General features: G+C 69.5%; 17 protein-coding genes and 5 pseudogenes. 10 read left to right on the top strand and 12 right to left on the bottom strand.

The window, feature by feature from the left end:
* Positions 1-25 precede the first annotated feature (25 nt).
* Positions 26-2,170, bottom strand: coding sequence for an acyltransferase family protein (locus AB5J53_RS07135; RefSeq protein WP_369244762.1), 2,145 nt, complete (start codon positions 2,168-2,170; stop codon positions 26-28).
* Between the two features lie 488 nt (positions 2,171-2,658).
* On the opposite strand from AB5J53_RS07135, the gene AB5J53_RS07130 reads away from it, so the two are divergent.
* The gene (locus AB5J53_RS07130) at positions 2,659-4,170 is read left to right on the top strand and encodes a DEAD/DEAH box helicase (RefSeq protein ID WP_369244761.1); all 1,512 of its coding nucleotides are present in this window, start codon (positions 2,659-2,661) and stop codon (positions 4,168-4,170) included.
* 49 nt (positions 4,171-4,219) lie between these two features.
* On the opposite strand, the gene AB5J53_RS07125 is transcribed toward AB5J53_RS07130, so the two are convergent.
* Positions 4,220-5,401 (bottom strand): N(5)-(carboxyethyl)ornithine synthase, encoded by a 1,182-nt coding sequence (locus AB5J53_RS07125; RefSeq protein WP_369244760.1) that lies wholly within the window; start codon positions 5,399-5,401, stop codon positions 4,220-4,222.
* Between the two features lie 56 nt (positions 5,402-5,457).
* Positions 5,458-5,730 carry a hypothetical protein gene (locus AB5J53_RS07120; protein ID WP_369244759.1) on the bottom strand — a complete coding sequence of 91 codons (273 nt, stop codon included), beginning with the start codon at positions 5,728-5,730 and terminating at the stop codon, positions 5,458-5,460.
* A 554-nt stretch (positions 5,731-6,284) separates the two neighbouring features.
* Between AB5J53_RS07120 and AB5J53_RS07115 the strand changes: the two genes are divergently transcribed.
* Entirely contained in the window at positions 6,285-6,488 is a 204-nt protein-coding gene (locus tag AB5J53_RS07115) for a cold-shock protein (protein ID WP_369244758.1), read from the top strand.
* A gap of 123 nt (positions 6,489-6,611) precedes the next feature.
* The gene (locus AB5J53_RS07110) at positions 6,612-7,703 is read left to right on the top strand and encodes a fatty acid desaturase (RefSeq protein WP_369244757.1); all 1,092 of its coding nucleotides are present in this window, start codon (positions 6,612-6,614) and stop codon (positions 7,701-7,703) included.
* A 38-nt stretch (positions 7,704-7,741) separates the two neighbouring features.
* On the opposite strand, the gene AB5J53_RS07105 is transcribed toward AB5J53_RS07110, so the two are convergent.
* Together AB5J53_RS07105 and AB5J53_RS07100 are read right to left on the bottom strand one after the other, a co-directional pair.
* Positions 7,742-8,560 (bottom strand): hypothetical protein, encoded by an 819-nt coding sequence (locus AB5J53_RS07105; protein ID WP_369244756.1) that lies wholly within the window; start codon positions 8,558-8,560, stop codon positions 7,742-7,744.
* Positions 8,557-9,822, bottom strand: a complete 1,266-nt coding sequence (locus AB5J53_RS07100; protein ID WP_369244755.1) for a glycosyltransferase family 4 protein — start codon at positions 9,820-9,822, stop codon at positions 8,557-8,559. Before AB5J53_RS07100 ends, AB5J53_RS07105 begins: the two co-directional genes overlap by 4 nt.
* 221 nt (positions 9,823-10,043) lie before the next feature.
* Here AB5J53_RS07100 and AB5J53_RS07095 point away from each other — a divergent pair, with 221 nt between their 5' ends.
* A complete protein-coding gene (locus tag AB5J53_RS07095) occupies positions 10,044-11,495 on the top strand; it encodes a cytosine permease (protein ID WP_369244754.1) in 1,452 nt (483 codons plus the stop codon).
* Between the two features lie 46 nt (positions 11,496-11,541).
* Here AB5J53_RS07095 and AB5J53_RS07090 read toward each other — a convergent pair.
* A pseudogene (locus tag AB5J53_RS07090) lies at positions 11,542-12,366 on the bottom strand (VWA-like domain-containing protein); the annotation flags it as partial.
* 245 nt (positions 12,367-12,611) lie between these two features.
* Here AB5J53_RS07090 and lpdA point away from each other — a divergent pair.
* The gene (gene lpdA, locus AB5J53_RS07085; protein WP_369244753.1) at positions 12,612-14,012 is read left to right on the top strand and encodes a dihydrolipoyl dehydrogenase; all 1,401 of its coding nucleotides are present in this window, start codon (positions 12,612-12,614) and stop codon (positions 14,010-14,012) included.
* 18 nt (positions 14,013-14,030) lie between these two features.
* Positions 14,031-14,765 (top strand): hypothetical protein, encoded by a 735-nt coding sequence (locus tag AB5J53_RS07080; RefSeq protein ID WP_369244752.1) that lies wholly within the window; start codon positions 14,031-14,033, stop codon positions 14,763-14,765.
* Positions 14,766-14,805: 40 nt separating this feature from the next.
* Here the strand turns inward: AB5J53_RS07080 and AB5J53_RS07075 are convergent.
* Positions 14,806-15,321 (bottom strand): annotated as a pseudogene (locus AB5J53_RS07075) (Gfo/Idh/MocA family oxidoreductase); the annotation flags it as partial.
* 161 nt (positions 15,322-15,482) lie between these two features.
* On the opposite strand from AB5J53_RS07075, the gene AB5J53_RS07070 reads away from it, so the two are divergent.
* Entirely contained in the window at positions 15,483-17,459 is a 1,977-nt protein-coding gene (locus AB5J53_RS07070; protein ID WP_369244751.1) for a zinc ribbon domain-containing protein, read from the top strand.
* A 5-nt stretch (positions 17,460-17,464) separates the two neighbouring features.
* On the opposite strand, the pseudogene AB5J53_RS07065 reads toward AB5J53_RS07070, so the two are convergent.
* Positions 17,465-18,070, bottom strand: a pseudogene (locus AB5J53_RS07065) (Gfo/Idh/MocA family protein); the annotation flags it as partial.
* Between AB5J53_RS07065 and AB5J53_RS07060 the strand changes: the two are divergent.
* Positions 17,978-19,610, top strand: a pseudogene (locus AB5J53_RS07060) (IS200/IS605 family accessory protein TnpB-related protein). The pseudogenes AB5J53_RS07065 and AB5J53_RS07060 overlap by 93 nt on opposite strands.
* Positions 19,611-19,615: 5 nt before the next feature.
* Here AB5J53_RS07060 and AB5J53_RS07055 read toward each other — a convergent pair.
* The 4 genes and pseudogenes from AB5J53_RS07055 to AB5J53_RS07040 all read right to left on the bottom strand — a co-directional run.
* Positions 19,616-19,834, bottom strand: a pseudogene (locus tag AB5J53_RS07055) (Gfo/Idh/MocA family oxidoreductase); the annotation flags it as partial.
* On the bottom strand, positions 19,831-20,835 hold the full coding sequence (locus AB5J53_RS07050) for a Gfo/Idh/MocA family oxidoreductase (protein WP_369244750.1): 1,005 nt from the start codon (positions 20,833-20,835) through the stop codon (positions 19,831-19,833). The pseudogene AB5J53_RS07055 and the gene AB5J53_RS07050, both read right to left, overlap by 4 nt.
* Positions 20,836-20,867: 32 nt before the next feature.
* On the bottom strand, positions 20,868-21,629 hold the full coding sequence (locus tag AB5J53_RS07045; protein WP_369244749.1) for an SDR family oxidoreductase: 762 nt from the start codon (positions 21,627-21,629) through the stop codon (positions 20,868-20,870).
* A 16-nt stretch (positions 21,630-21,645) separates the two neighbouring features.
* Positions 21,646-22,824 carry a phytanoyl-CoA dioxygenase family protein gene (locus AB5J53_RS07040; protein ID WP_369244748.1) on the bottom strand — a complete coding sequence of 393 codons (1,179 nt, stop codon included), beginning with the start codon at positions 22,822-22,824 and terminating at the stop codon, positions 21,646-21,648.
* A gap of 108 nt (positions 22,825-22,932) precedes the next feature.
* Between AB5J53_RS07040 and AB5J53_RS07035 the strand changes: the two genes are divergently transcribed.
* Together AB5J53_RS07035 and AB5J53_RS07030 are read left to right on the top strand one after the other, a co-directional pair.
* Positions 22,933-23,979, top strand: coding sequence for a LacI family DNA-binding transcriptional regulator (locus AB5J53_RS07035; protein ID WP_369244747.1), 1,047 nt, complete (start codon positions 22,933-22,935; stop codon positions 23,977-23,979).
* 96 nt (positions 23,980-24,075) lie between these two features.
* A complete protein-coding gene (locus AB5J53_RS07030) occupies positions 24,076-24,864 on the top strand; it encodes a sulfite exporter TauE/SafE family protein (RefSeq protein WP_369244746.1) in 789 nt (262 codons plus the stop codon).
* Positions 24,865-24,916 lie beyond the last annotated feature (52 nt).

The following is a 24,916-nucleotide window of genomic DNA, read 5'->3' as shown; positions in this document are numbered from 1 at the left end:
GGCCCGAAACGGCCTTTCCTTCTCGTCACCGGAGCCCGGTGCCCCGCAGGTCTGTGCCGAAGAGTTCGGACAGCCGATCGCCGACAACGGGAGCGATGGCCTCGGCGTAGGCCTCGGCCATGTGGCTGTCGTCGCGGTAGACGAACGTGTCTCCCACGACCACGGGGCAGTTGCCCGAACGGGTGCACAGCCAGGGCTCCGGGTCGATGACCGCGACGCGGGTCGACCTTGCCGCCTCCGTGATCGCGTTTCTGCGGGTCTGGTCCTTGATCGCCTGAGGGACGTGGTTCGAACAGCGCCCCAGCCGCAGCGGATACAGAGCCGCGCAGTCGACCGCGTCACCCTTCGGCCAAGGAGTGTCGAGGATGGCGGCCACCCGGGCACCGGTTCCCGCGAGTTTCTGGAACGTGTCCCGGAACCCCGCGGTCCAGCCCTGAAGGGGATCACGCATCGCCTGTACCGGGTTGCCCGCATCCGAAGACGAGACGATCACCAGCGAGGGACGGAGCTCTTTGATCTGTGCGAGCGCTCTGCTTCGCCATGCATCGCATGCCGTGTACGGCTTGCCGTTTTGGACGATGGTCACCGCGGCCACCTTGCAGGACGCCTTGGTCAGCGAAACCAGCTTCCATCCGTGCGTCGACGCGAGCCGGTTCAGCGCCGGGAACCATTGGGCCGCGTGCGAATCACCGAAGAGTACGACGACCTTCTCCGAGGAGCGGCTTCCGTAGACGCACGGCGGTGTCCGCGTGCTCGCGTAGTTCACGTGGCACCCGTCCCGATAGATCGCGGACTTCGTGTCCTTGATCTTGGCCAGTGCCGGCGCCAGGTTACTCGGAAGGCGCGTGTCCGAGGCATCCAGGAGTTCTGTCAGACGCGACCGTGCGTCCGGTGCGGTCGCGAGAGCGTCTTTGAGCGCGGGCGCGTGCGCACCGGAGTCGATCGGGGGCGGGAAGGCCGCCGCGATCAGGGACATCACTGCGGCGCCCACCGACAGGCCGAGACCAAGCCCCAGTGCCCGGCCGTGCCGGCCGCGGAACGCCCGGTGGAAGCGCACCGGATTCTCGACCAGGCGCGCAGTGGCCCACGCCATGAGCAGGGCGATCGCACTGAGCACCAGCGCCAGCCGAACGGTGGTGGGTCTGCCCAACGCCATCGGTCCGATGAGCAGAAGCGGCCAATGCCACAGATACCAGCCGTACGACAACCCGCCGAGCCAGGCCACCGGCCGTCGCGAGAGCAGCCATCCGGCGCCGAACCTGGCCGGCGAACAGCCGCCGGCCAGGAGGAGCGCGGCTCCGGCAACCGGCAGGAGCGCGTGATATCCGGGGAACGGCGTGTCCTGGTCGAACCAGAGCGCCGACAGCACGACGCAGGCCAGGCCGGTCCACGTCATCGGCGCCGAAATGGTGGGGGACAGCTGCTCCAGCCGGGCGACGAACAGCGCGAGAAGGGACCCGACGCCCAGTTCCCAGATACGGGTGTGCGGACCGAAGTACGCCCAAGGCGGCGAGCTCTCCGTCACGGACACGCTCAGCCCGAACGAAACCAGGCAGAGCGCGACGAGCGGCGCCACCAGAAGTGCACGTCGCCGGGCCATTTTCCAGCTGAGAAGGAGCAGCAGCGGCCACAGCAGATAGAACTGCTCCTCGACGGCCAGCGACCAGAAGTGCTGGAACGGTGACGGCGGGCTTCCCTGGGCGAGGTAGTCCGTGCCGGTGATCGCCAGCCGAAAGTTCACCGCGTAGAGAGCGCTGCTGAGCGCGTCGCCCACGTAGTCGGCGAAGCGGATCTTCGACAGGAACAGCCAGGAACCGCCGAGCGTGGCGACGACGACGAGCGTGGATGCCGGAAGCAGGCGCAGCGCCCGGCGGGCGTAGAACTTCCGGATCGAGATACCGCCCGTGGCGCGGAGCTCGCGCGACAACAACGAGGTGATCAGAAAGCCTGATATCACAAAGAAGACATCGACACCGACATAACCCCCGCTGAACCGGCTCACCCCGGCGTGGGAGAGAACGACCAGCGAGACCGCCAGGGCACGAAGCCCCTGGATGTCGAGTCGCAACGCATGCGGCGTCCCGGTGCCGTCGTGCGGTGGGGTGCGGAGCTCGGTGGGCGCTGGGTTAGGCATCAGCCGGCCCGAATTCCACGGGGTGGCGGTCGTCAACGGATCTCCTTGTGTCGATTCTTGAGCGGACCGCGAGAATCTTGGGCCCACGCCGACAAAGGGAGACCCCCGACCGCGTAGAAGGGTTGCACCCCCACCGCTCCGCAGCCCGTGGAACCCTCGCATGCCATGTACTGTCCGACCGCGTCGACCAGTTGCCGTGATACCCGTCACAAGGGAAGGGGCTGGTTGATCTTATTCTGCCGCCTCAGAAATGCGCATAGTGCGTGGTCAACGCATCGCGGGTGAAAATTGGTGCCGTCGCGTCCGGATGTGTGCACCGTGCTAAAATTGCCCGAGTTGCAGTTACGGTTCCCGTAAACTCCCGAAGCGAATTGGTGCTTTTGCGGAGTTTGCCTTTTTTCATCGCGGGGCCATGTGGCCTGCTTCTTTTATTCGTAGTCTTAAGTTCGGCTCGTTCTTGCAATTCGTTCGGCTCATGTATGCCGAGAATTCCTCGATGCGCGCCATATCGAGGAAGGTTCTCCATGAACCGCTCAGCTCGTACGAACGACCGTTTCGGGTCTGACCGGGGAGCCCGTTTTCGGCCGCAGGGTCAGGGGCGCCCCGGCGTCGGTTCAGGCGGCAACGGGCGCCGCCCCTCCGCCCCGCACGGGGAGTTCGCGCTCCCGGTCACCGTCACCCCGGCCCTCCCCGCGGCTGCGACCTTCGGGGAACTGGACATGCCCGTCGAGTTGCTGAACATGCTCACCAGCCTCGGCCTGAACGAGCCGTTCCCGATCCAGGCCGCCACGCTGCCGAACTCCCTCGCGGGCCGCGATGTGCTGGGGCGCGGGCGCACCGGATCGGGCAAGACCCTCGCCTTCGGCCTGGCGCTCCTTGTGCGCACGGCCGGACAGCGCGCCGAGGCCCGGAAACCACTGGCCCTGATCCTCGTCCCCACGCGCGAGTTGGCCCAGCAGGTCACCGATGCGCTCACCCCCTACGCCCGGTTGCTGAAGCTGCGGCTGGCCACCGTGGTCGGCGGCATGTCGATCGGCAGGCAGGCGGGCGCACTGCGCGCCGGGGCCGAGGTCGTCGTCGCGACCCCCGGCCGTCTCATGGATCTCATCGAGCGCCGGGACTGCCGCCTGGACCGGGTGAACATCACCGTCCTGGACGAGGCCGACCAGATGGCCGACATGGGGTTCATGCCCCAGGTCACCGAACTGCTCGACCAGGTGCGCCCCGACGGCCAGCGCATGCTGTTCTCGGCCACGCTGGATCGCAACATCGACCTTCTGGTCCGTCGCTATCTCCATGACCCGGTGGTCCACTCGGTCGACCCCTCGGCGGGCGCGGTCACCACGATGGAGCATCACGTGCTGCACGTGCACGGCGCGGACAAGTACGCCACCGCCACCGAGATCGCCGCCCGTGACGGGCGCGTGATCATGTTCCTGGACACCAAGCACGCCGTCGACCAGTTCACCAAGCACCTGCTGGGCAGCGGGGTGAAGGCCGCGGCGCTGCACGGCGGCAAGTCGCAGCCCCAGCGCACCCGCACCCTGGCCCAGTTCAAGACAGGCGGCGTCACGGTGCTGGTGGCCACCAACGTCGCGGCCCGGGGCATCCATGTCGACGACCTCGACCTCGTCGTCAACGTCGACCCGCCCAGCGATCACAAGGACTACCTGCACCGCGGCGGCCGTACCGCCCGCGCCGGCGAGTCCGGCAGTGTCGTCACGCTGGTTCTGCCCAACCAGCGCCGGGACATGACCCGTCTCATGTCCGACGCCGGCATCCGGCCGCAGATCACGCAGGTCCGCTCGGGCGAGGCCGAGCTGAGCCGCATCACCGGCGCCCAGGCTCCCTCCGGTGTCCCGGTCAGCGGCAGCGGGCCGGTCGCGGAGCGCCCGAAGCGCGGCGGTGCCCCCTTCCGCGGTCTGGGCACCCGCCCGGGTCGGTCCGGTCGCGCCGCCGGCGAGTCCCGCCGGTCCGCCGAGGCCCGCCTGACTGCCGAGGCCCGCAAGGCCGCCCGGGTCCGTCGTGGCGCATAGGCCGAGGGCAGGCTGACAAGCCCCTGCTGACTCGGCACCGCCGGAGTCGTCAGGCCGGTCGTGCGAGGGAGCGCAGCTCCGGGGCCGGGACCTCGCGGCCGTGGGGGTAGGCGGCTGTCCGGTGCTGGAAGGAGAGGATCTTCGGGTTCTGGACAACGCCGTCGCGGATCTCGATGGCGTTCTTGACGGTGGCGTCGGCCTCCCATGACGCGGGACCGCTCATGACCTTGCGCAGGTAGGGAAGGAGCGCCTCGCTGATTTCCCAGGTCGCGGAGTTCCACAGGTGGGACGGGCTGTGATCCACCCCGTAGTAGTGGCAGCCCGACCCCACCGTGTGCATGGGCGCGCCGAAGGTGGTCGGGCGGGCCCATGCGAAGCCCATGCCCTCGTCGCAGGCGACGTCGATGAAGAAGGTCCCCGGCCGGAAGAGAGCGAGTTCCTCGTCGGTGACGAACATGAGCGGCGCGTCGGTGTCCTGGAGGACGCAGTTGACGATGATGTCGAACCCGGCCAGGTACTCCGCCAGCGGCATGGAACCGGCCGCGGTGAATGCCCGCAGGCGTGAGGGATCGTCCTCCTGCTCCTCGAAGTGCCCCATCACGACCGACGGCATCGGCGACGCCACGGCCGCCGCGGCGCGTTGGGTGAGCACCGTGACGTCGGAAACGCCCATGGCGCCCAGGCCCGTGACCGCTCCGCGCGCCGTGGCGCCGAAGCTGATGACCACCGCGCGCAGACGACGCCCGTAGCTGCCGGTCAGCCCGCCGAGTTGCAGGGCGTGCAGCACCGAGCAGTAACCGGCGAGCTCGTTGTTCTTGTGGAACACATGGACACTGAAGGCGCCGGTGGACGTCCAGTGGTTCATGGCCTCCCAGGCGATGAGGGTCAACCGTCGATCGATGCCGATCTGGGTCATCTTCTCGTCCTGCACGCAGTGCGGCCATCCCCACAGCACCTGGCCCTCGCGCAGCGCCGCGGCGTCTTCGTGCATGGGTTTGGGCAGCAGCAACACGTCGCACTCGGCGAGAAGTTGCTCGCGGGAGCGCAGGCCGGCCACGAGCGGTCGCAGCGCGTCGTCGGCGACGCCGAACCGTTCGCCGTAGCCCTGTTCGAGGAAGATCTTCTCGCGTACATCAGGGGCGATCCGGCCGAGGTGACCGGGGTGCAACGGCAGCCGGAACTCGTTCTCCTTGCGGGAGGAGGCGAGTACTCCGAGGCTCATCAGGCTCATGCGCTTCCTCATCATTTCGTTCTTGTCGTGCTGGTTGCGGCTGCCGGGCTTCCGGGTCAGGAGCGGTCGGCCTGGTGCCTGCGTACGCGCTCGGCCAGCGGGAGGGGCGTCTCGTCCAGACCGTTGACCGACCCGCTCACGATGCGTGCGCACGTTCCGTGGCAGGCCAGCAGCTGCCTGTCGTCGCGGTGGGAAACCACTACCGCCTCCGGGTCGGGCGCGTTCCGGTAGTCGGTGCCGCAGATGAGGCACGCCAGTCCGGAGAGCATCTCGGCGGTCGGTTCGGGGCGGCCGCGGCGGCGGCCGGAGATCGAGTCCTGTGAATACATGCGTCCTGCATCCTCTTGATCGTTTCAGGGCGTGCATGAGGCGCCGGAATGCCTCTCAGACACCCCGGGAACGAGGAAATCCGCTACGAGGGGGCGCGGAACGGGATACGGAAGACAGCGCGACAGTACGAGCCAGGCGGCATGGTGCGGCTCTTTTCCGACCGGACCTGATGTGCTCCGGCCTTGCCGTTCCCCGAGGGCGACGCCGAAACGGATGACGGCATGCGAGATGCGCTCGGTGCCGCCACGGTACTCCTCTCCGGACCCGGAGCCGACCCGCCAGGGCGTCGCCGAGCCCTTCTCCGCCCGGTCGTCGAGCCCTTCTTCGCCCGGCCGCCGGACCCTTCCCCGCCCGACCGGGAACGATCCCCGCGCTCCGCACGTTGTAGGGAGTGGTTGTAGTTGAAGTTTGCGAACGTGGAAGCGCCCGCGGAGTTCTGACAGCGGGTGCTTTGCCGTTTGCGGGGGTTTTCTTCGACGGCTGGCGACCAGCAGCCCGGGATCGCGCGAGTGCGCGGTCTCCGACCTACTCGCCATCTCGAAGGAGACGTCACATGGCTCAAGGAACCGTGAAGTGGTTCAACGCGGACAAGGGTTTCGGCTTCATCGCCCCCGATGAGGGCGGCGCCGACATCTTCGTCCACCACTCGGCGATCGACACGGGTGGTTTCCGCTCCCTGGAAGAGAACCAGCGGGTGGAGTTCACCGCCAGCCAGGGCCCCAAGGGCATGCAGGCCGACCAGGTCCGCGCGCTCTGAGGACACCCCATTCCGAGGCAGGCCCGCGCCGCGGGCCTGCCTCGCGCTGCCCCCGAACGGCGCCCTTGACGGCGCCCCGCCCTCGCGCCGGAGGCAGCGCCCGTGCACGCCGAAAGGAACACTGTGACCACTGACGTCAGCTACCGGGACGCCGGTCCGGCGGACCACGCCGAGATGACCAAACCCTTGCCCGGTGGCCGGGGCAGCGACTACGCCGCACTCTCCCGCGAGGTGAAGCGGAGCGGGTTGCTGAAGCGGCGGCCGGGCTACTACTCCGTCAAGGTCGGGGCGAACCTGCTCCTGCTCGCCGCCGGCTGGACCGCGTTCGCCCTGATCGGGCAGTCGTGGTGGCAGCTGGTGACCGCCGCCTTCCTCGCGGTGATGTTCACCCAGACCGGGTTCATCGGGCACGACGCCGGACACCACCAGATCGCCGCCTCCAAGCGCGTCAACAACGTGCTCGGCCGCGTGCACGCCGACCTGCTGATCGGCCTCAGCTACGGCTGGTGGATCGCCAAGCACAACCGGCACCATTCCCACCCCAACCACGTCGACCGCGACCCCGACATCGCCGATGGCGCGATCGCCTTCACCGAGGACCACGCCCGCGTCCGCAGCGGGGCGTATGCCTGGCTGGCCCGTCACCAGGCCTGGCTGTTCTTCCCGATGCTGCTTCTGGAAGGACTCGCCCTGCACGTCGCCGGCGTACGGGCGCTGCTCGACCGCACCGGCACCGCGACCTCGCGGACGACCAAGCTGGCCGAAGCGGGACTGCTGACGGCGCATCTCGGCGGCTATCTCGCCGCCGTGTTCCTGGTCCTGTCTCCCGTCCAGGCCGTGTGCTTCATCGCCGTGCACCAAGGCCTGTTCGGGCTGTACATGGGGTGCTCTTTCGCCCCCAACCACAAGGGCATGGCCATGTTCGCCAAGGACGACAAGATCGATTTCCTGCGCCGGCAGGTACTGACCTCACGCAACATCCGCGGCGGCCGGATCACCGACCTCGCGCTCGGCGGGCTGAACTACCAGATCGAGCACCACCTGTTCCCCTCCATGCCGCGGCCCAGCCTGCGCCATGCCCAGGAACTCGTGCGCACGTTCTGCGCCCGGCACGGCATCGCGTATCACGAGACCGGACTCCTCAACTCCTACGCCCAGGTGCTGCGGCACCTCCACGCGGTGGGCGGCCCCCTGCGCCCCGAACTGGAGTACTGATCACCCGCCTGCCTCCAGGGCCTGCTGCCGACCGAGCCTCAACCAGCCTTCGTCACCGTCACGGAGAGGTCGTTGTCGACGGTGTAGTAGGGGCGCAGGACGGCACCGCCGTGCGTGACCGCCGGGTAGACGAACACCTCCTTGCGGTCCGCCACGTCGTCGAGGAGACGGGCGACCCGGATGAGAGGTGCTGCCGCGGCAGGCTGCACGAAGACGTCCCAGACGCCGCTCCCAGCGCCCGTGCCGGCGTCCAACTCCTCGTAGTCGACGGTGAAGGAGAAGCTTCGGCCGTCGTCGCCGGCCCGCGGCTCGAGGACGCGTAGGGTGCCGCTGCCGCCCCGCAGGCGCAGGCATACGACGGCTCCCTCCCCGAGCGAGGCGCCGTGCAGGCGTGCGCCGACCGTCATCGACCGGTCCGTGACGTCGATGCCGTCGACCTCCGCGTGGGCGGGGCGCAACCAGGCCCGTACCGCGAGACAGCCGTCCTTGGTGACGTAGGGAATGCGCACGGCCAGCGGTGACCGCCGGTCATGCAGGTGTCCGTCGACGAGGGCCCGTAGGTCGCGCAGGCCTGGGCGCACACGCTGCCGCTGGGATCCCGGTTCCCGGAGCAGGTACACGTCCCACCGGCCCTCCGCGAGAACGGCGTCCGGGCCCAGGACGGCGCGTCGGCGACCGTCGTCGGCGAGCTCCAGGTCAAGGACGTGACGGACCTTCTCGGGTTGTCCCTTCTTCGGGCGCAGCCGCAGCAGCAACTGATGACCTTCGGTCGACCCCATCGGCAGACCGAAGGTGATGCGGCCGTCCGTATCGACCACGCAGTCGACGCGTGGTTGCGCACCGTCGCCCCCGCTCACCGCCGCCCCCTCCATGCAAGGCGCAGCGCGCTGCCGGCCGCGGCGGATGCGACGTCGCGGGCGGCGAAACCCTGGCTGACGAGGACGCGGTGCACGCGGGCACGCCTTTGTACGGCCCGTCGCCCCGCCCTTCTCGCCGAGACCGCCTCGGCGAACAGGCGCTCGGCCTGCTCGACCACAGGGCCGGGAGAGAACCGCCGCGCGTTCTCCAGGGCCGCTCGGCCCGTATCGCGGCGCCGGTCGTCGTCACGGACCAGTTCCAGCAGGGCCGCGCCCAGCGCGTCACGGTCCCCGACCGGAACGAGCCGGCCGTCGACCCCGTCCTGGATGATTTCACCGGGTCCATAGGGGCAGTCGGTGCTCACCACCGGCAGGCCGCAGCGCATCGCCTCGACGATCGTCATGCCGAACGGCTCGAAGCTGGAGGCGGCCGCTCCGATCGAGCCCTTGACCCACTCCGCTTCCATGGGAGCCACCGCACCCATCAGGAAGACGTTGTTCCACAGACCGAGGTCCGCGATGAGCTGTCGCAGCCGATCGTGTTGCTCACCCCTGCCGTAGATGCGCAGCTGCCAGTCCGGGCGTTCGGCGGCGACCACGGCGAAGGCCTCGATGAGCAGGTCGTACCGTTTCACCGGGACCAGTCGGCCGGCCGCGACGACCACTTTCGCGTTGCCGTCCGCCGCCGGCAGTGCGGGATCCGGCACGCTGTTCGGGAGTGTCTCCACCCGTACGCCGGGCAGCCTCATCTTGCGCCGGTAGACGGCGGCGTCCGCCTCGGTCACCGTGGTGATCGCGTCGAGCCCACGGTAGGCACGGCGCAGCGTGTTGCGCAGCCGCGGCGGATGATTGTCCAGGGTGAGGTGCTCCTGCCCGATGCGTACGACGTGGCGCGGAGCCTGGAGCGCGAGATGCACGTTGAGGCCCGGCCTGGTTCCGATCACGACGTCGGCGTCGATCGTGGCGAGGCACTCGCCGAGCCGCTGGTCGGTCAACTCGCTGTACTGCCGGTACCGGTACTCGCCGCGCGGGAACACCCTCGCCGGTCTCAGATGCAACGGATGCCGCTCCTCCTGCCTGAGGTCCACCAGTGGCCGCAGCGACACCCTCGGGTCCAGGGTGAAGGTCGGGTGCTCCCGGTGCCGCAGCGCGGAGACGATCTCCACCTCGTGCCGCTCGGCCAGTGCGTGGGCCAAGTTGAACGTGGTGGTGATCGTGCCTCCGATTCCGTAGGCGTTGTGGAGCAGGAAAGAGATCTTCATGGTGGGCTAGACCACGGCAACTACCTCACGGTTGTCGCCTGTTACCACTTCGTAGGCTTATCGGTGCCGCCTCGGCAGCCCGCCGGGAAGCGGAGGAGTGCGGGCCGGTCGGACCCACCGGCCGGTACGGTCCTCCTTGACCGGTGCGGCTCGGGGGATGAACGTGGTCATGGGTGGAGAATCTTCTCATTCGATGGTGAATATCATCAAAGGAGGCACTCGTGACCACAGCATCACAGCCACGGGTATCGGGTCTGGAAATCCGCTCCATCGACTACGTCCCCCTGGACGAGCGGCACGGAAAGCTGTGGCACCTCGGGCCTCTGTGGTTCATGTCCAACGCGCAGATCGCCACTCTGGCGGTGGGACTGATCAGCATCACCGAGGGCGGCAACCTCGTCTGGTCGCTGATCGCCATCGCCGCGGGCACCATCCTCGGCACGTTCTTCATGGCCTTCCACTCCGCGCAGGGCCCGCAACTGGGTCTGCCGCAGATGATCCAGTCTCGGCCGCAGTTCGGCTATGTCGGAGCCCTGCTGGTGTGGCTGTTCGCCTATGTGCAGTACGCCGGATTCAACGTCTTCAACACGATCCTGGCCGGCGAGGCGCTGCACACCACGGTGCACGGCGGCGTCAAGCTGTGGGTCGTCGTGGTCACCCTCATCGCGCTGGTCATCGCGCTGGTGGGCTATGACGTCATCCACCGCGCCGAGCGGGTCCTCACCTACACCTTCCTGGTCATCTTCGGGGTCTTCACCGTGGGCGTGCTGGTCACCCTGCACTATCCCCCCGGCTCCTTCGACCTCGGCGGCTTCCAGTGGACCCCGTTCCTCGCGCAGTTCGGCGTGGTCGCCGGTTACCAGATCAGCTGGGCCATCTACGTCTCGGACTACTCCCGCTACCTCCCTCCGGACGTGACCGTCCGCAAGACCTTCTACTGGACGTACTTCGGGTCGGCGCTCGGCGGTATCTGGCTGATGATGCTCGGGGCGCTGCTCGCCGCGTGGGCGGGCGAGGATTTCGAGACGATCCGCTCGATCAACGCCGCGGGTGACAAGGTCTTCAGCGGGTTCGGCGCGATCGTGCTGCTGTTCGCCGCCCTGGGCCTGATCTCGGTGACCGCGCTGAACATGTACGGCGGGTCCCTCACGCTCATCAGCGCGATCGACTCGTTCAAGAGAGTGCGGCCGACCCTGGCCGTACGGCTCGTGACGATCGGCCTCACCGCGGTGCTCTCCGTGGTGGGTGCGCTGGCCGCCACCGCCCACTTCCTGGAGAACTTCAACAACTTCCTTCTGCTGGTGCTCTACCTGTTCATTCCGTGGACCGCGGTCAACCTCATGGACTACTACGTGGTGCGCCGCGGCCACTACGCGGTCGCCGAGATCTTCAATCCGCACGGCATCTACGGCCGCTGGGGCTGGCACGGCATCATCGCCTACCTGGTCGGGTTCGCCGTGATGGTGCCGTTCTTCTCCGTCGGCACGCTCTACGTCGGACCTGCCGCCGAGGCGCTCGGCGGAGCGGACATCGCCCTGTTCATCGGGCTGCCCGTCTCCGCGGCGCTCTACTGGCTGCTCACCCGGTCGATCGACGTCGAGGCCGAGACACGCCTGGCGGAGGCGGAGGCCGAGGCGCTGGAAGCGGCGTCGCACGAGCACCGGGAGCCGTGATCTTCGGGTTGAGGCGCGAGCCCCTCCAGTGCCCGGGATCGCTGCCTCACCGGGCGGCGGGAGCCGACCCGATGACGACCACTCGTGCCCAGTCGGGCGGCGAGTCCGGCACGGGATCGTCCTCGTCCCACGACCTCGCTGCGTGCTGCCGAGGGAACAGACCCACCACCGTCCGGCACGGTGGTCGCGTGCCGGCCAGGGCGTCTGGCCGTCGGTCAGGACCACGATGGCATAGGGGCGGGGATTCGCTCGGAGCGCCTTGGCGAAGCCCGCACGAAGATCCGTATCCCCACCGCCCATCGGCGGTATGCCCTCGCCGCGGCACAGCGGGTGCACGATCCGGGCCGCCGCGTCGCACGGCAGCACGGTGATCCGGTCGCGACGGGCGCCCACGGCACGGGAGATCGCGGCAACATCGAGGATCGCGCTGCCCAGTTCGGTGTCACTGACCGAGCCGGAGGTGTCGATGACCACGGAGACCCGGGGCGGCCTGCGCCGAAGGCTCGGCAGCACGGCGCCGGGCATTCCCGGCCGAGCGCCGTGACGGCCGGCCGTACGTGTAGCCCGCGCCCGCGCCCGGGCCTGAGGCCGCCGAACGGACCGCCGCGTCCAGCAACTCCCGCCAGGGCTACGGCGGATGGAAGGCCTCCTCCGCCCATCGCCGCCACCCCTTCGAGGCGTTCCCCGGACGGCCCGTGATGCCCTGCGCCACCCGGAACCGGACCGCGTCCCGCTCCTGCCCGCTGAGGCCGCGCGCCGTCCGGACCCAGGTCCCACTCCCGATCCAGTCCGCCGGCGCCACTGCCACAGTCCAGGCCAGGCTCTGCGTGCGCGGCCCGAGCCGGAACCGACGCAGGTAGTCCTCCATCAGCACGTGCTGCATCATGTTGCCGCCCATCGTGACCATGTGCGTCGGCGATGAACGCGTGCTGCCTGGCGTCGAGTTCTTCGTTCTTGGCCAGGCCCTCGATCGTCGTCACCTCGTGGCCCTCGCAGGCGATCGCGAAGGTCGGGCACAGGCGGGTGACGGCCCATCGGCTGGCAGTCGGCAGCGTCTGCGCCGTGGCCCGCGGTCACCTTGTGATCTTTCTTTGTCCTCGCATTAGGCTGGCCGTCATGAGCGCACACTTTGACGTGGTGGTCCTGGGCGCCGGCCCGGGCGGATATGTCGCGGCGATCAGGGCCGCCCAGCTCGGCCTCAGCGCGGCGGTCGTAGAGGAGAAGTACTGGGGCGGAGTGTGCCTCAACGTGGGGTGCATCCCGTCGAAGGCGCTGCTGCGCAACGCAGAGCTGGCGCATATCTTCACCCAGGAGGCCAAGACCTTCGGCATCCGGGTGAACGGCGAGGTGAGCTTCGACTACGGCGAGGCCTTCACCCGCAGTCGCAAGGTGGCGGACGGGCGTGTCAAGGGCGTCCACTACCTGATGAAGAAGAACAAGATCACCCAGTACACCGGCCACGGCACCTTCACCGACGACCACACCCTCCAAGTCGCCCTCGCCGACGGCGGCACGGAAACCGTCACCTTCGGCCACTGCATCATCGCCACCGGCGCCACCACGAAGCTGCTGCCCGGTACCTCGCTCAGCGAGCGCGTGGTGACGTACGAGGAGCAGATCCTGTCCGACACGCTCCCGGAGAGCATCATCATCGCGGGCGCCGGCGCCATCGGCGTCGAGTTCGCCTACGTACTGCACAACTACGGCGTCCAGGTCACCCTCGTCGAGTTCCTCGACCGCATCGTCCCGCTGGAGGACGAGGAGGTCTCCGCGGAGCTGACCCGCCGTTACAAGCGGCTCGGCATCAATGTGCTGACCTCCACCCGGGTCGAGGCGATCAACGACTCGGGCGATGCGGTCAAGGTCATGGTGACCACGGGCGGCCAGCGGCAAACGCTGCAGGCCGACAAGGTGCTGCAGGCGATCGGCTTCCAGCCGCGCGTGCAGGGCTACGGCCTGGAGAACACCGGTGTGAAGCTCACCGACCGTGGGGCGATCGACATCGACGGGCGCTGCCGCACGAGCGTCCCGCACATCTACGCCATCGGCGACGTGACGGCGAAGCTGATGCTCGCTCACGCGGCCGAGTCGATGGGCATCGTGGCGGCAGAGACGATCGCCGACGCGGAGACCATGGAGCTCGACTACGTCATGATCCCGCGGGCGACCTACTGCCAGCCGCAGATCGCCAGTTTCGGCTGGACCGAAGCGCAGGCCCGCGAGCAGGGCTTCGACGTCCAGGTGGCGAAGTTCCCGTTCACCGCCAACGGCAAGTCGCACGGTCTGGGCGACACCGCGGGCTTCGTCAAGATCCTCAGCGACGCCCGGCACGGCGAGCTCCTGGGCGCCCACCTGATCGGCCCCGAGGTCACCGAGCTCCTCCCGGAGCTAACCCTCGCTCAGCAGTGGGACCTGACCGTCCACGAGGTCGCGCGCAACGTGCACGGCCACCCGACGCTCGGCGAGGCGGTCAAGGAGGCCATCCACGGGCTGGCCGGTCACATGATCAATATGTGACCCGGGACAATCGTCGCCATGACCGACGGTATGGACGACGCCGAGAGCCGCCTGGCCAGGATCGAGCGGCTGCTGGAGAGCCGCGAGCGCGAGGTGGCACCCGCGTGGCGCCGGGCGACGCGGGGTGAGCCGCGCTGGGCGGTGACCGCCGTGATCCTGGTGGCGGTCGCCTTCCAGCTGATGCTGCCGCACCGGCTCACCCTCCAGCCGTACTGGGTGCTGCCGGTCCTGGAGTTGGTGCTGCTGGCCGGTCTGATCGCCGCGAACCCACGGCGGGTCGAGCCCCGGACCCGGTGGCTGCGGTGGCTGGGCCTGGCCCTGATCGGCGTGATCAGCCTGGCCAACGGCTGGGCGGCGGTCCAGCTGGTGGCGGGCCTGGTGAACGGCACCGAGGGGAAGGACGCCGGGCCGCTGCTGCTGACCGGCGGCGGCATCTGGCTGACGAACGTCATCGTGTTCGCGCTGTGGTACTGGGAGTGGGACCGCGGTGGCCCGATGGCGCGGGCCCGCGGTCACCACCAGTTCGCCGACTTCCTCTTCGTGCAGATGCAGAGCCCTCAGGCCGCGCCGCCGGACTGGGAGCCGGCGTTCCTGGACTACCTGTACCTGTCGTTCACCAACTCCACCGCCTTCAGCCCGACCGACGTGATGCCGCTGTCGCGCTGGGCCAAGATGCTGATGATGCTGCAGTCCTCGGTCTCCCTGGTGACTGTGGTCCTGGTGGTCGCCCGGGCCGTCAACATCCTGAAATGACCGTGGGCCGCGATTGCCCCGCAATCGGTGTACCGCGCTCTCAAGGACCGGTCGCACTCGGAAGCACCGTTCGCGGCCGTACCGGAAACCCGGCCGCCCGGTAGCAGTCGTCGATCAGCCGCATGGTGGTGACCGCGTCCCCGGCGTCGAGAGGCAGCGGCGCACCGTGGCGCAGGTGGGCGGCGAAGGCGTCGAGCTGGTAGGTGTACGAGGACCGGCGGCCGAGCTCCTCGGTGCGCTCGCCCGACGCCGTGCGCACCACGACCCGGTCGTCCAGATGTGGCTGGACGAAGTTCACCGCCGTGGCCTCACCGAGCGTGCCCACGATCCGGCAGCTCATCCGCCACTCGTGGTAGGCCATGTGGCAGCGGGCGGTACCGGTGGCGCCGCCCGGGAACTCCAGGTCGGCGTCGAGCCATTCGTCGACTCCGGGAGCGTCGGCCCTGCGGACTCCGTCCGGGGGGACCCCGCTGTCGCCTCGCTCGCCGCCCCGCGCGGCGACCAGTCGGGGCGGGCCGCCCGCCCAAGGGGCGAGCATGCGCTGGGCGTGCAGGCTCACATGCCTCCTTAGGTATCCGTAGTGATTCGTCATCTGCTGGCGTCATGCGGTGTGTTCGGTGTTTGTGTCGCATGTGAGTGCAGGGATCGAATGGGTGACCTTCTTGTGGGGTGTGTCGTTGATCTGATGACAGCATCACGGACGGGGAGGGGGCGGTGGTGAGCCGGAAGCTGCCGCTCGGCGAGGGTGAGACTGCCCGCACCGCCTGTGCCCGTGGTCTGCTGCGTACGGGCGTGGAGGAGAGGGGCGGCGAAGTCCTGTCGGCTGCTGTGCTGTCGGAGCGGGTGGGCTGGGCTGCCGATCTGGTGTCCGGCATGGCCGCCGCCCTGCTGGCCGAGCACTGGAATACCGGTGATGTGGACGTGCTGGCGCGCGGTGAGGACGCCGGGGGCCGTGCGCTGCCGTCGAACGCGTGGATGGCCCTGCGTCGCCTGGGCTGGGCCGTCGGCCCGTCCGAGGGCATCCGCGTCAACGACCGCATCGTGCGGATGGCCCAGGAGACGGCCGGGCGCACACTGCGTTCGGCGAAGTGGCGTGCCGACCTGACCGCCGCGGTCATCGCGACCTGGCCCGCCGACCCCGCCAGGCGCACTGCGGAGGAGTGGGATGCGGTGCGGGAGGCGGTGCCCGGCGGGCGGTCTGTGCCGTCCGGCGTGATCAAGTCCCGTACCCGGCAGATCGCCGCCTTCGTCAAGGAACACGGTCGGATGCCGGCTGATGTGTTCGAGGTGGAGGCCGCGCCCCGCAGCGCGCGGATGCTGCTGCTGTCGGCCTGTGACGGGCAGCAGGACACCATCGAACGGCACGAGACCGATCCAGGCCGGGCCCTGCTGCGACTGCAACTGCCGACCCGTCCCCACCCGCGGTCCTACGCGGACTGGGGGTGGGTGGCCTGTCCGCTCGCGCTGCCGCCGACGATCCCCGCGAACGTGGTGCTGCACCTGCCCACCCTGCGCATCCACCAGGGCCGGGTGCGGGCCGATCTCGCCTACACCCACGCCGTCCCGAAGATCCAGCGGACCGGGCATGTGGTCGCGCTGGGCGTGGACTGGGGGCTGAACACCCTGCTGTCCGCCGGAGCCGCCCGCCTGCACGGCGACGGCACGATCACCGCCCTCGGGGCCGGGGCGATGTTCCGCGCCGCCGGAGTCCTCGCCAAACAGCACCGGCTGCGCCGTCAGGGCGAGCACCTGCACACCAAGGCCGGCCACTACGAGCGGCTCATCGGCGGGGCCGAAGAGCACTACTTGACCGGCAGGCACGCGGTGCTGGCCGACGAGATCCGGCACGTCTCCTATCGGCGGTCGAACCTCAACGACGCGCTGGCCCGGGCCGCCGCCCGCTGGGCCGTCGACCAGGCCATCACCGCCGGGGCGAGCGTCATCTACGTCGAAGACCTCCGTTCGATGGAAGCCCGCGGCATGGGCCGCAGCATCAACACCCGCATGTCCCAGGCGGTGCGCGGCCGGATCGTGGACCGTATGCGGCACCTGGCCGCGGAGGCCGGTATCGCCGTGGTCACCGTCCCGGCCAGAGGCACCTCCAAGCGCTGCCCGCACTGCCTGGTGCCACTGCGGCACCGCAAGGCCCCCGACCGGCCCACGACACCGGGCTGGAAATGGGCCGTGTGCGGCTCCTGCGGCTGGCAGGGCGACCGCGACCAAGGAGCGTGGCGGCGCATCGCCGCCCGCGGTCTCACCCACCAGACCAAAACCGTCACCGACCGCACCAGCGGGGCCATGACGATCCGTACGGTGGTGGACAGACTCGAAGCAGGCGCGGTCATCACGGCGCCGCCGCCGAAGAGCAGCCGGACTGATCGGTCCAAGACCGGACCCACCCGGCACCGCACCACACGCCCCGCGCCCAGGCGACGCAGGGCACCCTCCCCTGCCAGACCCTCGGGTTCGGCGGGCCAGCGTCCGGAGGGGCACGCTCACACGGACCGGACCCGGCTGCCCCGCGCAGCCCACCGGCACCAGGGCGTGACGACGATCAGCACACCCACCACCAGCCGACACCGGCCACGAGGAGCAGCACTGGGCGCGGGCTTCCACCTGCACACCCACGCCACCCCTCCACGGTGGGCAGAACCCATGCCAGACACCACGACTTGCATAGGATCACTCAGCTAATCAGAGACGCTGTAGCACCCCAGGTCCATCAGCGCTCCGCCCGCAAGCGGGAGCGACCACCGTACGTCGTCGTCCGGCGGCGGGGGCATGGCGACCATGGTCTCGACGTGCCGGAGGTCCCCCAACTCCCCGCTGTCCAGCACCTCGTGCAGGCGCCGGGTGACCGGATGGAAGAGATAGTGGAAGCCCTCCATGAAGACGGTGCCCGCCCTGGCGGCCGCCTCCTGGACCTCCGCCGCCTCCTCGGCGTTGCTCGCGGACGGCTTCTCGGGGAGCACGTGCTTGCCGGCTTCGAGGGCGGCCAGGTTCCAGGGGCCGTGGAGGCCGTTGGCCAAGGGGTTGGAAACTGCTGGCGGTTGACAGCGCCTGGGCACATTCTGGTGTGCATGAGTGAGCGTCGCGAATATGCGCAAGGACCTTGGAGGGGAACGAAGGTTCCTGCATCGAATGGGTGACCTTTGCGAGGGGTGCTCGTTGGGTGTGTTGTTGGGATCTTCGGTACCGGGTGGGGGTGGGGAATGGGCGGCCTGCGCGAGGTGGCGGCCCCGTTCGTGGTGCCCGGGCCCTCCGGGGTGGCGATCCGCGCCAGCCTCAAGGGCCTGACCGCTCATGACGAGAAGGTCCTGCGTCTGGTTGGTGAGCTGCTCGGCTCCCTGGCCTCGCGCGACCTGAAGGCACGCTGCGCAGCCGGGATCCACCATGACAGCCACCAGTGGGCCCAGCGCAAGCGTGCTCTGACCGCAGAGTCGTCCTCCCGCTGGGCGGGCAGCATGACCAAGGCCACGCATGACCAATGCGCGCTGGCCCGGCGTGGACAGCTCGCCTGCATCCACAACCTCGAAGCAGGCATCCTCACGATCGCGCACCGGCTCTCGCAACCGATGATCGGGGCCAAGGGCTCCAAGGGCTCGCCGGGTGGCTACCGTTCGAAGCAGGAGTGGTTCACCAAGTTCCGGCGCCTGCACCAGCTCGAAGACCGGCTGGAGCGTGAGCGGGCCGACCGTGACGCCGGACGCGTGCGGGTGGTGCGCGGTGGCAAGAAGCTGCTGCGCAACCGGCACCACCTCGAAGCCGCCCAGCTGACCGAGGCGGGGTGGCGCAGCCGTTGGGAGGCTGAACGCTGGTTCCTCCAGGCCGATGGCGAGTCGGGGAAGCGGTACGGGAACGAGACCATCCGCGTCACCCCGGACGGTGAGGTGAGCATCAAACTCCCGACGCCACTTGCCGGGTTGGCGAACGCGCCGCACGGCCGGTACGTGCTGGCCTGCCGGGCCGGCTTCCGCCACCGCGGCGAGCAGTGGGCCGACCGCATCACCGCGAACCGTGCCGTGGCCTACCGCATCCACCACGACGTGGCCCGTGCCCGCTGGTACCTGACCGCCTCCTGGCAGATCCCGCCCGTCACGGCCGTGCCGCTGGACGCAGTCCGTACCGGCGGGCTGATCGGCGTGGACACCAACGCCGACCACATGGCGCCTGGCGCCTGGACACCCACGGCAACCCCGTCGGCGAGCCCCGCAGGTTCGACTACGACCTGACCGGCACCGCGCGGCATCGGGACGCCCAGGTGCGGCATGCCCTGATCCGCCTCCTGCACTGGGCCCAGCGCCACGGCCTATCCCTCGCCATCGAAAACCTGGACTTCCAGGCGGAGAAGACCCGGGAGAAGCATGGGCGGCGAAAGCGGTTCCGCCAGCTGATCTCCGGCATGCCCACGGCGAAGCTGCGCAACCGGCTGGTGTCCATGGCCGCCGAACTCGGCCTCACCATCGTCGCCGTCGATCCCGCCTACACCAGCCGTTGGGGCGCCCAGCACTGGCAGCAGCCCCTGACCACAAAGACGCGCAAAATCACCCGCCACGACGCTGCCGCCGTGGCGATCGGAAGGCGCGCCCCTGGGATGCCCGATCCGGCGACGGACGGCACCCGCCCCCACAGCACCAGCGTGATGCGGTGGGGCATCGGACCGTCCAGGCCGAATCGGGCATCTCGGGGCGTGAGGAAACCCGCCCCCGCATTCCCGGACCACGGGCACGATCCGTCGGCGCCGGATGCGGAGCGAAAGCGGGGGACCAGTGGGCCCACAACCGTTCGGGGCACACGGCTGAGCACGAGTCCTGGCAACAGGACTCGTTCCCGCTCAGTCTCTAGGAACGGTTGTACACGACCTCGATCTTCGGATCGGCGACGAGGTCGGCGTACGAGTCGGCGACGCGTTCGACGTCGTACGCGGCGGCGAATGTCTCGGCATGGGCGCGGTCGCGGGCGGCCACCGCGACGAGTCGGTGGCCGCCCGCACGGGCCGGCCCGACGATGGACAGTTCGGCGATCCGGGCCGCGCCCAGGACGCCGATGCGCAGGGGCTCGTCCGTCATACGGTGCGCACCTCCTCCAGACGTACGGGGCGGTGCTCGGCCAGCGACAGCGTGCACGCCTCGGCGATCCGGCTCGCCTCGACGGCGTCCGCCACCGTGCAGGGGGAGGGGCGCGTGCCGGCCACGACCTCGGTGAACGCGGTGAGTTCGGCGCGGTAGGCGGCGGCGAAGCGGTCCATGAAGAAGTGGTGCGGGGTGCCCGCCGGGAAGGTGGCGCCCGGCTCCACGGAGCGCAGCGGCAGTTTGTCCTCCAGGCCGACCGCGATGCTGTCCTTCATGCCGTGCAGCTCCAGGCGCACGTCGTAACCGCGGGCGTTGTGCCGGGAGTTGGAGACGACCGCGATGGTGCCGTCGTCGAGCGTGAGAAGCGCGGACGCGGTGTCGACGTCACCCGCGGCCGCGATGTACTCGGCACCGCGGTTGCCGCCGGTCGCGTACACCTCGATGACCTCACGGCCGGTGACCCAGCGAACGATGTCGAAGTCGTGCACCGAGCAGTCCCGGAAGATGCCGCCGGACACCGCCACGTAGGCCTCCGGCGGCGGCGCGGGGTCCAGCGTGGTGGACCGTACGGTGTGCAGCTTGCCGAGTTCGCCGCTCACCACGGCCTCGCGTGCGGCGACGCAGCCCGCGTCGAAGCGCCTGTTGTAGCCGATGTGCACCTCGACGCCGCTGCCCGCCACGGCGCGCAGCACCTCCAGGCTCTCCTGGATACCGCGGGCCACGGGCTTCTCGCAGAAGACCGGGACGCCGGCCTTGACCGCGGCGAGGATCAGCTCCGGATGCGCGTCGGTGGCGGCGGCGATCACGACGCCGTCGACGCCGGCCGCGAACACGGCCTCGGGGGAGTTCACCGCGGTGGCTCCGAACCGCTCCGCGGCCGAGGCGGCGGCCGCGGCCACCGGGTCGGTGACCACCAGGGAGTCCACCGCGTCGAGGCCGGCGAGGGTTTCCGCGTGGAACGCGCCGATCCGGCCCAGCCCCATGATGCCCATACGCATGAGAATCTTGCTCCTTCGGCCCACGGAGGGGCTCAGTCGAGTCCGCCGAGGACGGTCTGGTCCCAGTCGATGACCGAGCCGGTCACCACTCCGCTGCGGTCGGAGAGCAGAAAGACGACGAAGTCGGCGATCTCGTCGACCTGTCCGAGCTTGCCCATGGGCTGTGCCGCGGCGGCCTTATCGCGCCAGTCGTCGCCCGCGCCGTGGAAGGCGCGCTGCGTGGCGTCCTCGCCCTCGGTGTCGGTCCAGCCGATGTCGAGACCGTTGATCCGGATGCGGTCCCAGCGGTGCGCGTGCGCCGCGTTGCGGGTCAGTCCGGCGAGTCCGGCCTTGGCGGCGACGTACGGGGCGAGGAACGGCTGCCCGCCGTGCTCGGAGGAGGTGATGATGTTGACGATGGTGCCCGGCGACTTGCGGTCCACCAGGTGCTGGGCGGTCGCCTGCATCGCGAAGAACGGTGCCCGCAGGTTGATGGCGATGTGCGCGTCGAACAGCTCCGGGGTGGTGTCCAGGAGCGTGCCGCGCGAGGTCAGCCCTGCCGCGTTGACCAGGCAGTCGATGCGGCCGTGTGTCTCCACGGTCCGTACGACGCTGTCACGCGCCTGCGCCGGGTCGGCGAGGTCCGCGCGGATGAAGTGGGCACCCGCGTCCGCCGCGAGCTTCTCGCCGGCCTCGGCCCGGCGCCCGGTGAAGGCGACGGTCGCGCCCTCTCGCACGGCGGCCCGTACGATGCCCGCGCCCAGGCCCTGGCTGCCGCCGTTGACGAGGACGACCTTGTCCTCAAGCAGTCCCATGAGTGCTGTGTCTCCTTCAGCTCTGGCGGCGCTTGGCGCCGGCCCGCAGTTCCTGGCGCAGTCGCTCCGGGGCCCAGCCCTCGGTGACGGCCTGCCAGACGGTGTCCGCCTGGGCGGGTGGTGCGAGACCGTCGACCGGGGGGTCGAGGTCCAGGTTGGTGGGGAAGGGGTAGCCCTCCGCCGTGGCCGCGACCACGCGACGCAGCCAGTCCTCGGAGGCGCCTTCGGCCTTGCGGCGCAGCAGCACCGGGAAAAGCGCGTTAGCCATCGCCTCGCGGTCGACACTCTCCATGGCGCGGCCGAAGGCGGAGGAGATCTGCAGCAGATTCGCCATGCGCTTGATACCGGTCGAGCGGTTGTGCCCGGCGGCGTGGAAGAGCGCGGGGTTGAAGAAGACGGCGTCGCCCTTCTCCAGGGGGAGTTGGACGTGGTGCTTGTCGAAGTACGTGACGAACTTCGGGAGCCGCCAGGCCAGATAGCCCGGCTCGTACTTCTGGGAGTGCGGCAGATAGAGCGTCGGGCCCGACTCGACGGGCATGTCGCAGTGCGCGACCGCACCCTGGAGGGTCAGCACCGGTGAGAGCCGGTGCACATGGGCGGGATACGCCGCCGCCTGCTCCTGGGAGAGGAACCCGAGGTGGTAGTCGCGGTGCACACTCTGTGCTGCGCCACCCGGGTTGACCACATTGACCTGCGAGGTCACCTGGTAGGCGGGGCCGAGCCAGGCCTCGGAGACCAGTGCCAGCATGTCGTCCGCGTAGTAGTCGGCGAAGACCTCCGGTGCGCGGACGGCCACCTTGTCCAGAGCGTTCCACACGCGGTCGTTGGCGCCCGGCTTGGCGAAGTGGTCACCGTGGGCGGCGCCCGTGGCACGCTCTTCTTCGATCAGGGCGTTGAAGATGTCGGACGCCCGGTCCACGACGGCCGCGTCGGCGAACGCCCGCTTGAGGACCACGATGCCGGGCCCGTCCAGCAGAGCCCGGACCAGTTCCTCCTGCAGCGCCCGACGACCCTGCGAGGTGACCGCGAGGGCGCGGAGCCGGTCGCTGTCGTAGAGCGGAACGTTCTGCTCGACCCGGTCCGCCGAGGGGTAGTGGGTGGCGTCGGTGCGCTGCTCGACGAGCCGACGGAATGTGTCCGGATCGCAGTCTTCCTCGGTCAGCCAAGTCCGTGATCCCGCACGTGTGGGAGACATCCCGGGTCCTTTCGCCGTCCCTGTCCTTCTGTCAGTCTTATGAACGCGAACCCATCATTCAATCGGCAGAAACACATCAAAAAACCATCATCATCTTTGAGGTCGGTCATGCGTCACCCCTATACGATCAGGGAGATCGCCCGTCAGGCCGGACTGAGCACGGCCACCGTCGACCGGGTTCTCAACGACCGGGGCGGCGTACGGGAGAGCACGATCAGGGAAGTGCGTCAGGCGATCAAGGACCTGGATCGCCAGCGGACCCAGGTCCGCATCGGCGGACGTACCTTCATGATCGACATCGTGATGCAGACGCCGCAGCGGTTCTCCACCGCGGTGCGCGAGGCACTCGAGGCCGAACTGCCCTCCCTGCGTCCCGCCGTGGTGCGCTCACGCTTCCACTTCCGTGAGACGGGCCCCTGCGCCGAGCTGGTCGCGACCATGGACAAGATCGCCGAGCGTGGTTCGCAAGGGGTGATTCTGAAGGCTCCTGACCTGCCGGAGATCGGTGCCGCCGTCGGCAGACTCGTCGCGGCCGGCATCCCCGTCGTCACCCTGGTCACCGACCTGCCGAGCAGTGCGCGCATGGCGTATGTCGGGATCGACAACCGTGCGGCCGGGGCCACCGCCGCCTACCTCCTCGGGCAGTGGCTCGGCGACCGGCCCGGCAACGTGCTCACCACCATCAGCCGGGGTTCCTTCCGTGGCGAGGAGGAGCGCGAGATGGGCTTCCGCGGGGCGATGCGCGTCGCTCATCCCCAGCGATCCCTGGTGGAGGTCACCGACAGCGACGGTCTGGACGCCACTCAGCGCGACCTCGTCCTCGAAGCACTCGAGCGCGACGAAGACATCATCGCGGTCTACTCCATGGGAGGGGGCAACCTCGCCACCCTCGACGCCTTCGACGCCCTGGGCCGGAAGTGCGCGGTGTTCATCGCCCACGACCTGGACCACGACAACACCCGGCTGCTGCGCGAGCGCCGCCTGTCCGCGGTCCTCCATCACGATCTGCGCCAGGACGTGCGCCGCGCCTGCCAGACCATCATGCGGGCCCACAGGGCGCTCCCGGACGACGGGCCCTCCCTGCCCTCGGCGATCCAGGTGGTCACGCCGTACAACATGCCGCCCGGAATGTCTCCCCTGCCGTTCGCCAGCTGATCCCGCTGTCTGCCCATGTGGATGGTGTTCATATTATGGAACGCCAGTTGAGGCATACCAGGGCGCGGCGTCGTCGTGCGGGAGCGAGAGGGTCACGTGAAAGAACTGATCGCCGGTCAGTCGGGGCTCGGTGCGGCCTTGTTGCTCCTCGCGGCGGGGGTCGCCTCCGGGCTCGCCGGTTCGGTCGCGGGCCTGGCCTCGCTGTTCAGTTACCCCGCGTTGCTCGCCGCCGGACTTCCGCCGGTGGCGGCCAACGTCACCAACACGGTGGCCCTCTTCTCCAACACCGTGGGAAGCGCCGCCGGATCCAGGGCCGAACTGCGCGGGCAGCGCGGGCGGCTCGTCCGCCTCGCGGTCACCGCGGCGCTGGGCGGGGCGATCGGCGCGGCCCTGCTGCTCGGCACCCCGTCCTCGGCCTTCGAACTGGTCGTCCCCTGGCTCATCGCCCTCGGCTCGGTGCTGATCCTGGCGCGCGAACCCCTGCGACGCCTGACCGCGAAGCTCAACTCGGACTCGGCCTCCGTACCCCGGATACCCCTCGCCTGCGCGGTCCTGCTGGTCGGCCTGTACGGCGGATACTTCGGCGCCGCGGCCGGCGTACTGATGCTGGCCGTACTCTCCCTGTCCACGACGGAGCCGCTGCCGGTGACCAACGCCGTCAAGAACATCGCCACCGGCGCCGCCAACGTCACCGCGGCCCTCGCCTACGCCTTTCTCGCCCCGGTCGACTGGAGCGCGGCCGCCGCGCTCGGCCTCGGCTGCCTCGCGGGCGCCTGGATGGGACCGGCGGTCGTACGGCGGCTGCCCGAGACGCCGCTACGGGTCGCGATCGCCCTCGCAGGGCTGGCGCTCGCCTGGAGCCTGTGGCGCAATGCCGGCGGGTGAGTGGCCCGGCTCACATGGCGCGGCCGGGGCGTCACCGACACCATGGTCCTCG

The sequence above is a fragment of the Streptomyces sp. R41 genome (assembly GCF_041053055.1).
Classification (GTDB): Bacteria; Actinomycetota; Actinomycetes; order Streptomycetales; family Streptomycetaceae; genus Streptomyces.
Note: the sequence above shows the minus strand (reverse complement) of the source record. Positions and strands in the feature narration are given on the sequence as shown.